The organism is Pseudomonas sp. Eth.TT006 (assembly GCF_054456575.1).
The window spans coordinates 61,110-76,041 of sequence record NZ_JBTJEN010000008.1 but is presented as its reverse complement, the minus strand read 5'-3'; the positions used below and the strand labels follow the sequence as shown (position 1 = coordinate 76,041).

Below are 14,932 nucleotides of genomic sequence, written 5' to 3'. Positions count from 1 at the left end.
GCTGCGATCTTTTGATTTTTGTTTTTTCAGATCAAGATCAAAAGATCGCAGCCTTCGGCAGCTCCTACAGGGATCGGATCAAGCCTGGGCCTGGATGGCCGGGCCGTAGCCTTCGATGAACTCCGCCGGCATGCGTTTGGGCTTGCCGCTGGACAGTTCGATGCAGACGAAGGTGGTCTGGGCGCGCAACAGAGTGGCGTTGTCGCTGGGGCGGATCAACTGGAAGTGCCGGGTCATTTTCAGGCGCTGATCCCAATCGACAATCCACGTCGCCAGTTGCAGCTCATCGCCTTCATAAGCAGCGGCCAGGTAATCGATTTCATGCCGCACCACGGCCATCGCCCGATCCAGGCGGCGGTATTCGACCAGATCCAGACCCAGCCGCTGCGAGTGGCGCCAGGCACAGCGTTCGAGCCAGGTCACGTACACCGCGTTGTTCGCGTGGCCCAGCCCGTCGATGTCCTCGGCGCCTACTTGCAGATCAATGGTGAACGGCGTTGCCCGATCCCAGCCCATGCCCCACTCCCGGTCAGATGATTTCAACCGGGGCAGTGTAACGGATGTCAGGCCGATTGCCGCGCCTGCAGGCTGCGCCCCGCCAACAGTGATAACACGCCATCAACCACCCGAGGGTCGGCCAGCACGCGTTGGTGACCGCCGCTTTCCAGGCGCATGAGGCGGCTGTCGAACCAGGATTCGTGGATCAGTTGTGATTCCTTGACCGAGACGAAGGTGTCGTCTTCGGCATGCACGATCAACCCCGGCATATCCAGTTGATAATGGGCGACATCGAGGGTGGCGGCGCGCATGCCGACGTCCTGCTCGACCTGTCGGATAAACGCGGAGCGCGCCCTCGGTGGCATGCCGACCATACGAGCGAAACCGCGCAGTACGCCGAGAATCCGCGCCGGAGCGGCGATGCTGACCAGGGTTTCGGTGCGCAAGCCCAGTTGCACCGCGAGCATGGCACTGGCGCCGCCCATGGAGTGACCGATGACGGCTTGTAACGGCGGCAGTTCGGCAGCGGCTTCGAGCATCGCCCGGGCAAACAGTACGACGTTGGCTTCACGCCCCGGCGATCGACCATGGGCCGGACCATCAAGGGCAACAACGGTGTACCCGGCTTCGACCAGTGCCGTAATCAATGCAGCAAACTGAGTCGGCCGCCCTTCCCAGCCGTGCATCAGCAGCACCGTCGGCCCCTGCCCCCAGCGCAGCGCCGACAGGCCGAAGCGCAAGGTGATGCGCTCGGAGCTCGCCAGCAGCGGCAGTTCCCAATCGCGCAGTGGCAGCGCTCGCGGCGTCATGAACGCCAGGCGCATTTTGCTCGCGACTTGCTTTGGTGCAATCCAGCCCAAGGTGCCATTAACGCCACGAACCCACTTCAACGTGTTCATCGCTCTCTCCTCAGGCCCGTGCCTTCAGGTCAACGCACCGCCGACTTGGCCGCGCGCAGCAATCGATCAGATAAATCGCCCGGGCCCAGCGCTCTTGCCAGCGCCAGACCACCCACCATCAAGGCCACATCGGCCAACGCTTTATCGGTGTCCTCAGGGCTGGCTGCCAACTGCGCCACCATCAACTCCAAGTGCTCGTTGAGCGCGATGCGGAACGACTCCGGCAAGCGCCCCAATTCGCCAATGGACGCCGGGATCGGGCACGCTGCATCGCTGGAATCACGGTGCTTGCGCGACAGGTAGAACGCCGCGACCAGCGCACGACGCTCTTCGCCGGTCAGTTCGCTGTCCATGTCAGCAATCAGGTCGCGTCGGCGGCCGAGCAGTTGCTTGAAAGCCTCCAGCATCATCGCGTCCTTGCTTTCGAAGTGCGCATAGAAACCACCGACGGTGAGGCCGGCCGCGCCCATCACTTCGCCCACGCTCGGATCTGCCGGGCCGCGCTGAATCAGTGCGGCGCTCGCAGCCTTGAGGATGCGTTCGCGGGTTTGAGCTTTTTTATCGTTCATCGTTGCCTCCGAATATTACGACTAGAATATTATTTGCATAATAATATTCTGCAAGTCGAGGATATGACCGCTGGTCTGAAGCACAGTGTAAGGAAAAAGGAGATTTGGCCAAACGCGAGACAAACAAAAGGGCCATTCAATAATTGAATGACCCTTATAAATCCCGCAGAGCGGGTAATCGTGGCGTCCCCTAGGGGACTCGAACCCCTGTTACCGCCGTGAAAGGGCGGTGTCCTAGGCCACTAGACGAAGGGGACACAAACCCTTCTATACAGCTGATCAGTGCTGAGACCTGATCCGATTCAAGGCCGGTGTGGCCAGACCTTGAACTGTAAAATTGGTGGAGCTAAGCGGGATCGAACCGCTGACCTCCTGCATGCCATGCAGGCGCTCTCCCAGCTGAGCTATAGCCCCGGATTTTTCGCCTCGCGGCGGAGCGACATCTTGCAACATCGCTTCTGTAAAACTGGCGTCCCCTAGGGGACTCGAACCCCTGTTACCGCCGTGAAAGGGCGGTGTCCTAGGCCACTAGACGAAGGGGACGCAAACCCTTCTATACAACTGATCAACGCTGAGTGTTGATCGCTTCGGAGCCGGTGTGGCCAGGCTTCGAAGTGTAAATTGGTGGAGCTAGACGGGATCGAACCGTCGACCTCTTGCATGCCATGCAAGCGCTCTCCCAGCTGAGCTATAGCCCCTCATCGTTGATGTCATCGCTGAGGACGGGGCGAATCTTAAGGGCGTATCGAAAGCCTGTCAAACTTATTTTTGAAAAATTTCAAAGTTTTTTGTCGGCATAACAATCACTTACCGCCCTCCCCCGAAAATCCGGGAGGTTTGTCCACAGCGCCGACCTGTAGGAGCTGCCGCAGGCTGCGATCTTTTGCCGTTGGTCTTTAGAAGCAAGATCAAAGATCGCAGCCTGCGGCAGCTCCTACATAAAGCAGGATTTGCTTAGGCGATTGCGGCCAGCAGCTTTTCCCACTCTTTGTTTTCTTTCTTCGACACGCCGCCCAGCAGGTCAATCGCCTGGCGCAGACGGAAACGGGTCAGGTCCGGGCCAAGGATTTCCATCGCATCAAGCACCGACACCGAACTCGCCTGCCCGGTGATCGCGGCAAACATCAGCGGCATCGCATCACGCAATTTCAGCTCGAGGGATTCGACCACCGCCTGAATCGTCGCAGTGATGTTGTCCTTCTCCCACTGACGCAGGCTTTCAAGCTTCCACAGGATCAACTGCATCAACTGGCGAACCTGATCGCCCGAGAGCTTCTTCGATTCGAACAGCTTGGCATCCGGATTGACGCCACCGGCAAAGAAGAACCCGGCCAGCGGGGCAACCTGGCTGAAGGTTTCGACGCGGCCCTGCACGTGCGGCGCGATCTTCATCATGTAGTCGGCATTGAACGCCCACTTCTGCACGCGAGCGGCGAATTCTTCCACCGGCAGATCGCGCAGCCACTGGCCGTTGAGCCACGACAGCTTCTCGATGTCGAAAATCGGCCCGCCCAGGGACACACGCTGGAGATCGAAGTTGTCGACCATTTCCTGCAGCGAGAACTTCTCGCGCTCGTCCGGCATCGACCAGCCCATGCGCCCGAGGTAGTTGAGCATCGCTTCCGGCATGAAGCCCATGCGCTCGTAGAACGTCACCGAGGTCGGGTTCTTGCGCTTGGACAGCTTGCTCTTGTCCGGGTTACGCAGCAGCGGCATGTAGCACAGTTGCGGTTGTTCCCAGCCGAAGTACTCGTACAGCAGAATCAGTTTTGGCGCCGATGGCAGCCATTCTTCGCCACGCAGGACGTGGGTGATGCCCATCAGATGGTCGTCGACCACGTTGGCGAGGAAGTACGTCGGCAGGCCGTCGGTCTTCATCAGCACCTGCATGTCCATGCGATCCCACGGGATCTCGACATCGCCACGCAGCATGTCCGGCACCACGCAGACGCCTTCGCTCGGCACCTTCATGCGAATCACGTGCGGCTCGCCAGCGGCCAGACGCGCAGCGACTTCTTCCTTCGACAGCAGCAGCGCGCGGCCGTCGTAACGCGGGGTTTCGCCGCGAGCCATTTGTTCGGCACGCATCTGGTCCAGCTCTTCGGCGGTGCAGAAGCACGGGAACGCGTGGCCCATGTCGACCAGTTGCTGGCAATACTTCTGATAGATATCGCCACGCTCGCTCTGCCGATACGGACCGTGCGGGCCGCCGACGTCCGGGCCTTCGCTCCAGTCGATACCCAGCCAGCGCAGGGCGTCGAAGATCTGCTGTTCGGACTCGCGGGTCGAACGCAACTGGTCGGTGTCTTCGATGCGCAGGATGAACTCACCGCCATGCTGCTTGGCAAAGCAGTAGTTGAACAATGCGATGTAAGCGGTACCTACGTGGGGGTCCCCGGTAGGCGATGGCGCGATGCGAGTGCGGACGGTGGTCATGGCATGTCTCGAAAAGAATGAAAAGCAGAACAATCAAGCGGCGAATGGTAACAGGCGACACCCGCCCCGCTCCAGCGGGCAGGGCATTTAAGCCAAGTTTGCGGCTGGAACGCCCATACCGCGCGGTGAATGGCCGAATATCGGCGGACGGGATTTACCGCTTATCGGCTTCGTGACAGATTCGCCACCTGATAACTTTCCTTACAATTCCTCGACTACAGTTTGCCCATGCCTGCCCAACTCAAGCGTCGCCTGTTGATTTTCCTGCTCCTGGTTCTGTTGATTGCCGGGGGTTTCTTCGCCCATTGGTTTTTCAAGGGACGCTTTTATGAAAGCACCGACAACGCCTATGTCCAGGGCGAGATCACCCGCGTCTCCAGCCAGTTGAGCGCGCGCATCGACGAGGTGCTGGTGCAGGACAATCAGCACGTGGAAAAAGGCCAGTTGCTGGTGCGCCTCGAGCCCAACGATTTCCGCCTCGCCGTCGACCGCGCCAATGCCACCCTCACCACCCGCGAGGCCGAGCGTCTGCAGGCGCAGAGCAAACTGACCCAGCAATCGAGCCTGATCGCCGCCAGCGACGCGCAAGTCGCGACCACCCAGGCCACACTTGGCCGCTCGCAGATGGATTTGTCGCGCGCCGAAACCTTGCGCAAGCCCGGTTACGTTTCCGAAGAACGGGTGAGCACGCTCTCCGCCGACGCGCACATCGCTCGCTCACAAGTGGCCAAGGCCCAGGCCGATGCGCAGAGCCAGCGTCAGCAGGTCAACGCCCTGACCGCCGAGATCAAACGCCTCGACGCGCAGATCGCCAACGCTCGCGCCGACCTCGCCCAGGCCGAACTCAACCTGACCCGCAGCGAAATCCACGCGCCGATCAGCGGCCTGGTCGGTCAGCGCGCCGCGCGCAACGGCCAGGTGGTGCAGGCCGGCGCGTATCTGCTGTCGATCGTCCCGGACGAAGACATCTGGGTTCAGGCCAACTTCAAGGAAACCCAGATCGGCCACATGCAGCCCGGGCAAAAAGCCGAGCTGACCTTTGATGCCTACAGCGATACGCCGATCGAGGCGCGGGTCGACAGTCTGTTCGCCGCTTCGGGTGCGCAGTTCAGCCTGTTGCCGCCGGACAATGCCACCGGCAACTTCACCAAAGTCGTGCAACGAATTCCGGTGAAGCTGACGTTCAAGGCCGACAACCCGCTGCACGGCAAGATCCGTCCGGGCATGTCGGTCACCGCCACCGTGAACATCCAAGACGCCCCGGACAATGGCCGGTGATGCACTGATCCGCCCGGTCGGCGAACCGACCCGGCGCGACTGGATCGCGGTGATGAGCGTGATGCTCGGCGCCTTCATGGCGGTGCTCGACATCCAGATCACCAACTCCTCGCTGAAAGATATTCAGGGCGCGCTGTCGGCGACGCTGGAAGAAGGCTCGTGGATTTCCACTTCGTACCTGGTCGCGGAAATCATCATGATCCCGCTGACCGCGTGGCTGGTGCAGTTGCTCTCGGCGCGACGGCTGGCGGTGTGGGTGTCGCTGGGTTTTTTAGTGTCCTCGCTGCTGTGCTCGATGGCCTGGAGCCTGGAAAGCATGATCGTGTTCCGCGCCATGCAGGGTTTTACCGGCGGCGCGCTGATCCCGCTGGCGTTTACCCTGACCCTGATCAAACTCCCCGAACACCACCGCGCCAAAGGCATGGCGATGTTCGCCATGACCGCGACCTTCGCCCCTTCCATTGGCCCGACCCTCGGCGGCTGGCTCACGGAAAACTGGGGCTGGGAATACATCTTCTACATCAACATCCCGCCGGGGCTAATCATGATCGCCGGACTGATGTACGGGCTGGAGAAGAAGGAAGCGCACTGGGAGCTGCTGAAAAGCACCGACTACACCGGCATCCTTACGTTGGGCATCGGCCTCGGTTGCCTGCAGGTTTTTCTTGAAGAAGGCCACCGCAAGGACTGGCTTGAGTCGAACCTGATCGTGACTTTGGGCAGTATTGCCCTGTTCAGCCTGATCACCTTCGTCATCGTGCAGATCTCCAAGCCCAATCCGCTGATCAACCTCGGCATCCTGCGCAATCGCAACTTCGGTTTGTCGAGCATCTCCAGCCTGGGCATGGGCGTCGGGCTGTATGGATCGATCTATCTGCTGCCGCTGTACCTGGCGCAGATCCAGAACTACAACGCGCTGCAGATCGGCGAAGTGATCATGTGGATGGGCGTGCCGCAGCTGTTCCTGATTCCGCTGGTGCCGAAGCTGATGAAGTTCGTGTCGCCGAAATGGCTGTGCACGCTGGGTTTCGGCCTGTTCGGGCTGGCGAGTTTTTCCTCGGGGGTGCTCAACCCGGATTTCGCCGGGCCGCAGTTCAATCAGATCCAGATCATCCGCGCCCTCGGCCAGCCGCTGATCATGGTCACCATTTCGCTGATCGCCACCGCGTACATCCTGCCGCAGGATGCGGGGTCGGCGTCGAGCCTGTTCAACATCCTGCGCAACCTCGGCGGCGCGATCGGCATCGCCCTGCTCGCCACGCTGCTGGATGCACGGACCAAGACTTACTTCGATTATTTACGTGAAGCGGTGGTGCCGACCAACCCGCAAGTGGCCGAGCGCCTGGCGTCGATGAGCGATCGGTTTGGCAGTGATACGGCGGCGCTGGGCAAGTTGAGTGAAATCGTCCATCAGCAGGCGCTGATCATGGCTTATAACGACGCGTTTCACTTTGTCGGGATTGCGCTGGGGGTGAGCATGTTGGCGATTTTGTTGACCAAGAAGCTGCCGGTGGGGCTTAAGGCTGGGGAATCCCACTGATTTTTGTGGTGCCTGGACCGGCCCCTTCGCGAGCAAGCCCGCTCCCACATTGGATCTGTGTCGTACACAAATCCCCTGTGGGAGCGGGCTTGCTCGCGAAGAGGCCCCACCAGACCATGAAGATCAAACTGCCAAAAGTCGCTCACGCAACTTGGCAATCTCATCGCGCATCTGCGCCGCCGCTTCAAATTCCAGATCCCGCGCCAGCTGATACATTTTCTCTTCCAGCGCACGAATGCGTTTGGTGATTTCACTGGGCGAGCGCAATTCGGCTTCGTACTTGGCGTTTTCTTCGGCAGCCTTGGCCATGCCTTTGCGCTTCTTGCTGCGCGAGCCGGGCACGGTGGCGCCTTCCATGATGTCGGCGACGTCCTTGAACACACCTTTGGGGGTGATGCCGTTGGCGAGGTTGAAGGCGATCTGCTTCTCTCGACGACGCTCGGTCTCGCCAATCGCCCGCTCCATGGAGCCGGTGATGCGATCCGCGTAGAGAATCGCCCGGCCATTGAGGTTCCGCGCGGCGCGGCCGATGGTCTGGATCAGCGAACGCTCGGAGCGCAGGAAGCCTTCCTTGTCAGCATCGAGGATCGCCACCAGCGACACCTCCGGCATGTCCAGACCTTCGCGCAGCAGGTTGATCCCCACCAGCACATCAAAGGTACCGAGGCGCAGGTCGCGGATGATTTCCACGCGCTCGACGGTGTCGATGTCCGAGTGCAGATAGCGCACGCGCACGCCGTGGTCGGCGAGGTAATCGGTCAAGTCTTCGGCCATGCGTTTGGTCAGGGTGGTGACCAGCACTCGCTCCTCGACCGCCACACGCTTGGTGATTTCCGAGAGCAAGTCATCAACCTGAGTCAGCGCCGGACGCACTTCGACTTGCGGGTCGACCAGACCGGTCGGACGCACCACTTGTTCGACCACTCGCCCAGCGTGTTCGGCCTCGTAGTTGCCCGGCGTCGCCGAGACGAAAATAGTCTGCGGACTGACCCCTTCCCACTCGTCAAAACGCATCGGCCGGTTGTCCAGTGCCGAGGGCAGACGGAAGCCGTATTCCACCAGCGTCTCTTTACGTGAGCGGTCGCCCTTATACATCGCGCCGACCTGCGGCACGCTGACGTGGGACTCGTCGATCACCAGCAAGGCATCAGCCGGCAGGTAGTCGTAAAGGGTTGGCGGCGCGGCACCGGCCGGGCGTCCGGAGAGATACCGCGAGTAGTTTTCGATACCGTTGCAGTAGCCCAGTTCGAGGATCATCTCCAGGTCGAAGCGGGTGCGCTGCTCAAGGCGCTGCGCCTCGACGAGTTTGTTGTTGCTGCGCAGGTATTCGAGGCGTTCCTGCAATTCGACCTTGATGTGTTCGATGGCGTCGAGCAGCGTCTCGCGCGGCGTCACGTAGTGACTTTTCGGGTAGAAGGTAAAACGCGGCATCTTGCGGATGACTTCGCCGGTCAGCGGGTCGAACGCGGAAATGCTCTCGACCTCGTCGTCGAACAGCTCGATGCGGATCGCTTCGAGGTCGGATTCCGCCGGGTAGATGTCGATCACGTCGCCGCGCACACGAAAGGTCGCGCGGGCAAAATCCATGTCGTTGCGGGTGTATTGCAGGTCGGCCAGACGCCGCAGCAAGGCGCGCTGATCGAGTTTGTCTCCGCGATCGACGTGCAACACCATCTTCAGATAGGTTTCCGGGCTACCGAGACCGTAGATGCACGACACCGTGGTGACGATGATCGCGTCCTTGCGCTCGAGCAACGCCTTGGTTGCGGACAGGCGCATCTGCTCGATGTGGTCGTTGATCGACGCGTCCTTCTCGATGAAGGTGTCGGACGACGGCACATAGGCCTCGGGCTGGTAGTAGTCGTAGTAGGACACGAAGTATTCGACGGCGTTGTTCGGGAAGAACGCCTTGAATTCGCCGTACAACTGCGCGGCCAGGGTCTTGTTCGGCGCCAGCACCAGGGTCGGGCGCTGCACCTGAGAGATGACGTTGGCGATGCTGAAGGTCTTGCCCGAGCCGGTCACACCCAGCAGCGTCTGGTGCGACAGCCCGGCGTCGATACCCTCCACCAGTTGGCGGATCGCTTCCGGCTGATCGCCGGCGGGCTCGAAGCGGGTGACTAGCTGGAATTGCGACATACACACCTCTGGGATCGCGGCTCGCGCAGAAAACAGCCGAGCTACGGGGATGACCGTAAACGACCGTTGTCGCCCAAGGAAAAACGAAGATTGTGCTGAATGTGGAGCCGATTGCCTCGGCTTTCAAGGCAAACGTCCTACATCCGGTAAAGTCTCTGACAGAGTCAATCGACTAACGGTCAAGAAATAATCGGAAAAACTTACCTGAAAAGCCGATTCGCCTGTCGCCATTGCTCAGTGATGGCCTCTATACTAGCTCCCCGTTTGTGCACCGCTCTAGTGCATTCGGCTGGAGCGCGACACGTCCCTCCACACTCCATTCAGAGCCGCCGTAATAATGAGCCTGTTCTCCGCTGTCGAAATGGCACCCCGCGATCCAATCCTGGGCCTCAACGAAGCATTCAACGCCGATACCCGGACCACCAAGGTCAACCTGGGCGTCGGTGTGTACTGCAACGAAGAGGGGCGAATTCCCCTGCTGCGCGCTGTGATCGAGGCCGAAACCATTCGCGCTGCCCAGCACGCTTCCCGTGGCTACCTGCCGATCGACGGCATCGCGGCCTACGATCAGGCGGTGCAAAAGTTGCTGTTCGGTAACGACTCGCCGCTGATCGCGGCCGGTCGCATCGTCACCACTCAGGCCGTCGGCGGGACCGGCGCACTGAAAATCGGTGCCGACTTCCTCAAGCAACTGCTGCCGAACGCCGTCGTGGCGATCAGCGACCCGAGCTGGGAAAACCACCGCGCACTGTTCGAAACCGCAGGTTTCCCGGTGCAGAACTACCGTTACTACGACGCCGCCACCCACGACGTGAACCGTGCCGGCATGCTCGACGACCTCAACGCTCTGCCGAACGGCTCGATCATTGTCCTGCACGCCTGCTGCCACAACCCGACCGGCGTTGACCTGACCCCGGCCGACTGGAAAAACGTGCTGGAAGTGGTCAAGGCCAAAGGTCACGTGCCGTTCCTCGACATGGCGTATCAGGGTTTCGGCGACGGCATCGACGAAGACGCCGCCGCTGTGCGCCTGTTCGCCGAGTCCGGCCTGACGTTCTTCGCCTCGAGTTCGTTCTCCAAGTCGTTCTCGCTGTACGGCGAGCGCGTTGGCGCCCTGTCGATCGTCAGCGAATCGAAAGAAGAAAGCGCGCGCGTGCTGTCGCAGGTCAAGCGTGTGATCCGCACCAACTACTCCAACCCGCCGACCCATGGCGCCAGCGTTGTCGCTGCTGTGCTCAACAGCCCGGAACTGCGCGCCCAGTGGGAAGCCGAGCTGGCCGAAATGCGTCTGCGCATTCGCGGCATGCGCGAGCAGATGGTTGCCCTGCTGGCCGAAAAAGCCCCACAGCGTGACTTCAGCTTCGTCGGCCGTCAGCGTGGCATGTTCTCCTACTCCGGCCTGACCACCGAACAGGTGCACCGCCTGCGCAACGAGTTCGGCATCTACGCCCTGGACACCGGCCGCATCTGCGTGGCCGCGCTGAACCAGAGCAACATCAAAGCGGTAACGGATGCGATTGTTCAGGTCATCTGATTACGCTTGGCAATGAAAAAACGGGAAGCCTTGCGAGGCTTCCCGTTTTTATTTGTCCGAGGAAATGTTGCATTCCCTCTAAACTGTACACACATCTTGAATGTGGGAGCGGGCTTGCTCGCGAATTCGGTTTAGCAGCCACTATCAACGGCGGCTGACCGAGCGCATTCGCGAGCAAGCCCGCTCCCACAGGTTATGAGACAACCTGAAATTCTGTGAGAGCCCCATGAAAAACGATGACCTGCGCGCCGACCGTGATGAGCTGGACTACTATCCGCCCCGCACCTCGGGCAAACGCGAAAAGAGCCTGGTGCTGCAAGTCGCGGCCGGGGTATTTCTCGGTGGCCTGGCCCTGTGGCTGGTGCAACTGGGGGCTACAGCGCTTTACGCAAAACTGCTGATGGGCACGATCACCTTTGGCAGCTGAGACGGCAAACGCAAAAACTTTTCGTCGTTGCTTGACTAGTCGTTTCAAATCAGTAAGATACGCACCAATTCCGCAATAGCTCAGTTGGTAGAGCAAGTGACTGTTAATCACTGGGTCCCTGGTTCGAGTCCAGGTTGTGGAGCCAAATAGCAAAGCCCCTGAATCGTAAGATTCAGGGGCTTTTTTGTGGGCGGTCGAAAAGGGCAAAAGATCAAAAGATCGCAGCCTTCGGCAGCTCCTACAGGGGGAACGCATGCCGCAGGCTGCGATCTTTTGATCTTCAAACCAAAAAGGCCGATCTGTCTCAAACCAGATCGGCCTTTTTCGTTCAATCAGCGATCAGACATGCTCGCTGCTTTTTGCATGCGCCTTTGGCGCGCCATGCTCATCCGGTTCGATCACCGGCACTTCCTTGCCATCGCAATCGTGCAGTTTGCCGTCGCTGAAGTAATCGCCTTCACGCAGGGCCGCCAGGTCGCGGTAGCGCAGAGTGCGCTCCTCCGCCGCGGCAAACACTGACTGCTGGTCCGAGTTACCAGCGGTGAAGTGGTTGAAGGTCAGGTTGAGCATAATCGCCATGATCGCCGACGAGCTGATGCCCGAGTGGAAAATGGTCGCGAACCAGCTCGGGAAATGATCGTAGAAGTTCGGCGCGGCAATCGGGATCATGCCGAAACCAATCGATGTAGCGACGATGATCAGGTTGACGTTGTTGCGGTAATCCACCTTTGACAGCGTGCGAATGCCACTCGCCGCCACTGTGCCGAACAGCACGATACCGGCGCCGCCGAGCACCGAGGTCGGCACCGCCGCGATCACCCGACCCATGAACGGCAGCAGGCCGAGAATCACCAGGAAGATACCGCCGGTGGCCACCACAAAGCGGCTCTTGATCCCGGTCACCGCCACCAGGCCGACGTTCTGCGCGAACGCACTCTGGGTGAAAGAACCGAAGATCGGTGCAAACATGCTCGACAGCATGTCCGCACGCAGTCCGTTGCCCAGACGTTTGGAATCGACCTTGGTGCCGATGATTTCACCGACCGCCAGGATGTCCGCCGAAGTTTCCACCAGCGTCACCATGATCACGATGCACATCGACAGGATCGCAGCGAAGTGGAAGGTCGGCATGCCGAAGTGGAACGGCGTCGGGAAGCCGAACATCGGCCCCTGAGTGACGCTAGAGAAGTCGGCCATGCCAAGGAACACCGCCAGCACCGTGCCAATCACCATGGCCAACAGAATCGACAGCCGCGAAATGGTCGAGCTGCCGATTTTGCTCAGCAGCAACACCAGCACCAACGTCACCGCGGCCAGACCGATGTTTTGCATGCTGCCGAAGTCCGGCGCGTGGCTGTTGCCACCCATGGCCCAGCGCGCGGCCACCGGCATCAGCGTCAGACCGATGGTGGTGATCACGATGCCGGTCACCAGCGGCGGGAAAAACTTGGTGATTCGCGAAAATACCGGCGTAATCAGCAGACCGATCAGCGACGCGGCAATCACCGCGCCCAGCACCGACTGGAAGCCGCCCTCCCCGCCACTGCTGACGATCGCAACCATGGTTGCCACACCGGAGAACGACACGCCCTGCACCAGCGGCAACTGACAGCCAAAAAACGGCAGACCCAGGGTTTGCAGCAGTGTCGCCAGCCCCCCCGCAAACAATGAAGCAGCAATCAACAGACCAATGTCCGCCGGCGACAGCCCGGCCGCCTGGCCGATGATCAGCGGCACCGCGACGATACCGCCATACATGGTCAGAACGTGTTGCAGGCCGTAAGCCATATTCGCGCCGACCCCGAGATTTTCGTCCTCGGGCCGTTGGTGTGAAACATGGGGCGTTTTCATGTGGGGGGTTCCCTGGTTTTTGTTATGCGCACACTGTATTCAATACTCGGGACAAATGTCCATAGAGTTGTATACAACTTATGAGTCACATAATGGCTAGGTAGCCACCCACGCTTCTATTGCGCCCTGTCCATCTCCCACAAATCCGGCAACACATCCCCTCCTTCACCGGTTTCCTATCGCACTAGGCTGAAGTGTTCATGGCGACCGACGGTGTATTGGCGCTCTTTTTTATACATATAAAGTATGCATAATGAAGTCATTCGCAATTCAGTTCGACAAAAGCAAGAACGCAGCCAACAAACTCAAGCACAGGGGCGTCGGCCTTGCCGAGACCGAGCCGGTCTTTCACGACGAACGCGCCCTGACCATCGAGGATAACGATCATGACGAACAGCGCTGGATCACGATCGGTCTCGATGGCAAAGGCCGTTTGCTGGTGGTTGCATACAGTTATCGCGAAGCCAATGTTGTTCGAATCATTTCTGCACGTGTCGCCACACCGAGCGAACGGTGCGCTTATTTTCTGGAGACTTGAACCATGAAAGACCAATACGACTTCTCGCAGGGCAAGCGCGGCGCCCTGGCGCCCAACAAGGGCAAGACTCGCATCACCATCATGCTCGACGACGCCGTCATCGAAGCCGCTCGCACCGTGGCGGAAACCGAAGGGTTCGGCTATCAGACGGTGATCAACAACACCCTGCGTCACGCCTTGCTGGTTGCCGAGAGCAAGCAGCAGACCGATGCGCCCCACGCCGGGCAATTCAAGCAAGGCATTACCGCCGCTGACCTCAAGAGTCTGGAGAAGAAACTGTCGGCAGCGGTCGGGGAAATCCGTCGGGTACTGGAGCCGGACGCCAAGCCTTGAACTCAGGCCGGCATCAGAATCCGCGCCAGCGATTGGCGCACCTGCGGTTGATCAGGCAGACGCAGATCGAACTCCTGTTCCAGCACTGCAATCAGTTCATCGACCTCCGTCAGCTCGCGGCGCTCACTATCGGCGCCCATGTAGTGAATCGCGAAGCTGCCGTTGTTCAGGGTGCGGCGCCAGCCATCGCCGGTCCGCGCGATCATCAGGCGATTGGCGAAGGGTGATTCGGGATGGGTCGAGACGTACCAGTTGCCGAGGGTGTAATCGATGTCTTCCTGGCGTTGCAGGTCAAACAGATACATCGAACGCCACTCACCCGCGACCTGGGCGCGCAGCATGTAGCCGTCGGCCTGTTTCTCGATGCGATAGGGTTCGTGTGGCGTCGGCTGTTCCGCCTCGGTATCGAGCAGCAGCGGCGCGGTCGGCACCATGCCGCCAAAGCCGACATCGGTGATGTAGCGCTGGCCGTCGATGATCACCAGACTCAAGCGATGAGTGCGCGCCGTCCATGTGCCCTCGGGTTGCCCCAGCACCACACGCCCCGAGATGCCACGGGCGTCGAAGCCCAACTCCAGCAACAGCGCCAGGAACAGATTGTTCAGTTCGTAGCAGTAGCCACCCCGGCTACCGTGCAGGACTTTCTGCTCGACCGACGGCAGATCGATCAGCACTGGCGCGCCAGTGATAGTCGACAGATTCTCGAAGGGAAACACCCCGGTATGTCGCCACTGCAATTGGCGCAGGGTTTCCAGGGTCGGTGCCGGTGGGGTTTCGAACCCCAGGCGTTGCAGGTACACCGTCGGATTTGCCAGACGTGGCTCGCTCATTACTCAGTCCTTGTGCATGTGGCCGCGGATCGTTGCGCCGCTGGCCGACATGTATACGGG

13 protein-coding genes and 5 tRNA genes are annotated in these 14,932 nt (G+C 60.1%); 7 read left to right on the top strand and 11 right to left on the bottom strand.

What is annotated here, in order from left to right; genetic code table 11:
• Positions 1 to 78 precede the first annotated feature (78 nt).
• The 8 genes from ACXR0M_RS14550 to gltX all read right to left on the bottom strand — a co-directional run bounded on the left by ACXR0M_RS14550 (position 79) and on the right by gltX (position 4,402).
• The gene (locus ACXR0M_RS14550) at positions 79 to 516 is read right to left on the bottom strand and encodes an acyl-CoA thioesterase (protein WP_458832509.1); all 438 of its coding nucleotides are present in this window, start codon (positions 514 to 516) and stop codon (positions 79 to 81) included.
• Between the two features lie 47 nt (positions 517 to 563).
• On the bottom strand, positions 564 to 1,397 hold the full coding sequence (locus tag ACXR0M_RS14545) for an alpha/beta fold hydrolase (protein ID WP_458832508.1): 834 nt from the start codon (positions 1,395 to 1,397) through the stop codon (positions 564 to 566).
• Between the two features lie 29 nt (positions 1,398 to 1,426).
• On the bottom strand, positions 1,427 to 1,966 hold the full coding sequence (locus ACXR0M_RS14540; RefSeq protein ID WP_458832507.1) for a TetR/AcrR family transcriptional regulator: 540 nt from the start codon (positions 1,964 to 1,966) through the stop codon (positions 1,427 to 1,429).
• A gap of 181 nt (positions 1,967 to 2,147) precedes the next feature.
• Positions 2,148 to 2,223 (bottom strand) — tRNA-Glu (locus ACXR0M_RS14535).
• Positions 2,224 to 2,304: 81 nt separating this feature from the next.
• A tRNA-Ala gene (locus tag ACXR0M_RS14530) sits at positions 2,305 to 2,380 on the bottom strand.
• Positions 2,381 to 2,433: 53 nt separating this feature from the next.
• Positions 2,434 to 2,509: transfer RNA gene (locus ACXR0M_RS14525), tRNA-Glu, on the bottom strand.
• Between the two features lie 79 nt (positions 2,510 to 2,588).
• Positions 2,589 to 2,664: transfer RNA gene (locus tag ACXR0M_RS14520), tRNA-Ala, on the bottom strand.
• Positions 2,665 to 2,920: 256 nt separating this feature from the next.
• Positions 2,921 to 4,402 (bottom strand): glutamate--tRNA ligase, encoded by a 1,482-nt coding sequence (gene gltX, locus ACXR0M_RS14515; RefSeq protein WP_458832506.1) that lies wholly within the window; start codon positions 4,400 to 4,402, stop codon positions 2,921 to 2,923.
• A 228-nt stretch (positions 4,403 to 4,630) separates the two neighbouring features.
• Between gltX and ACXR0M_RS14510 the strand changes: the two genes are divergently transcribed.
• Together ACXR0M_RS14510 and ACXR0M_RS14505 are read left to right on the top strand one after the other, a co-directional pair.
• Positions 4,631 to 5,680 (top strand): HlyD family secretion protein, encoded by a 1,050-nt coding sequence (locus tag ACXR0M_RS14510; protein WP_458832505.1) that lies wholly within the window; start codon positions 4,631 to 4,633, stop codon positions 5,678 to 5,680.
• Positions 5,670 to 7,220, top strand: coding sequence for an MDR family MFS transporter (locus ACXR0M_RS14505; RefSeq protein WP_458832504.1), 1,551 nt, complete (start codon positions 5,670 to 5,672; stop codon positions 7,218 to 7,220). The genes ACXR0M_RS14510 and ACXR0M_RS14505 overlap by 11 nt, the downstream gene beginning before the upstream one ends.
• A 123-nt stretch (positions 7,221 to 7,343) precedes the next feature.
• On the opposite strand, the gene uvrB is transcribed toward ACXR0M_RS14505, so the two are convergent.
• Positions 7,344 to 9,359: an excinuclease ABC subunit UvrB gene (gene uvrB / locus ACXR0M_RS14500; RefSeq protein WP_458832503.1), complete on the bottom strand. Its 2,016-nt coding sequence runs from the start codon at positions 9,357 to 9,359 to the stop codon at positions 7,344 to 7,346.
• Positions 9,360 to 9,696: 337 nt separating this feature from the next.
• Between uvrB and ACXR0M_RS14495 the strand changes: the two genes are divergently transcribed.
• From ACXR0M_RS14495 to ACXR0M_RS14485, 3 genes are all read left to right on the top strand, one after another.
• Complete coding sequence (locus ACXR0M_RS14495; RefSeq protein ID WP_458832502.1) at positions 9,697 to 10,893, top strand: amino acid aminotransferase; 1,197 nt, start codon at positions 9,697 to 9,699, stop codon at positions 10,891 to 10,893.
• 226 nt (positions 10,894 to 11,119) lie between these two features.
• Entirely contained in the window at positions 11,120 to 11,320 is a 201-nt protein-coding gene (locus ACXR0M_RS14490; RefSeq protein WP_458832501.1) for a hypothetical protein, read from the top strand.
• A gap of 69 nt (positions 11,321 to 11,389) precedes the next feature.
• Positions 11,390 to 11,465, top strand: a tRNA-Asn gene (locus tag ACXR0M_RS14485).
• A 194-nt stretch (positions 11,466 to 11,659) separates the two neighbouring features.
• Here ACXR0M_RS14485 and ACXR0M_RS14480 read toward each other — a convergent pair.
• Positions 11,660 to 13,171, bottom strand: a complete 1,512-nt coding sequence (locus ACXR0M_RS14480; RefSeq protein ID WP_458832500.1) for a nucleobase:cation symporter-2 family protein — start codon at positions 13,169 to 13,171, stop codon at positions 11,660 to 11,662.
• Between the two features lie 253 nt (positions 13,172 to 13,424).
• Between ACXR0M_RS14480 and ACXR0M_RS14475 the strand changes: the two genes are divergently transcribed.
• Together ACXR0M_RS14475 and ACXR0M_RS14470 are read left to right on the top strand one after the other, a co-directional pair.
• Complete coding sequence (locus tag ACXR0M_RS14475) at positions 13,425 to 13,709, top strand: BrnT family toxin (RefSeq protein ID WP_458832499.1); 285 nt, start codon at positions 13,425 to 13,427, stop codon at positions 13,707 to 13,709.
• A gap of 3 nt (positions 13,710 to 13,712) precedes the next feature.
• The gene (locus ACXR0M_RS14470) at positions 13,713 to 14,042 is read left to right on the top strand and encodes a BrnA antitoxin family protein (protein ID WP_458832498.1); all 330 of its coding nucleotides are present in this window, start codon (positions 13,713 to 13,715) and stop codon (positions 14,040 to 14,042) included.
• Between the two features lie 2 nt (positions 14,043 to 14,044).
• On the opposite strand, the gene ACXR0M_RS14465 is transcribed toward ACXR0M_RS14470, so the two are convergent.
• Positions 14,045 to 14,872 (bottom strand): arylamine N-acetyltransferase family protein, encoded by an 828-nt coding sequence (locus ACXR0M_RS14465; RefSeq protein ID WP_458832497.1) that lies wholly within the window; start codon positions 14,870 to 14,872, stop codon positions 14,045 to 14,047.
• Positions 14,873 to 14,932: the final 60 nt, after the last annotated feature.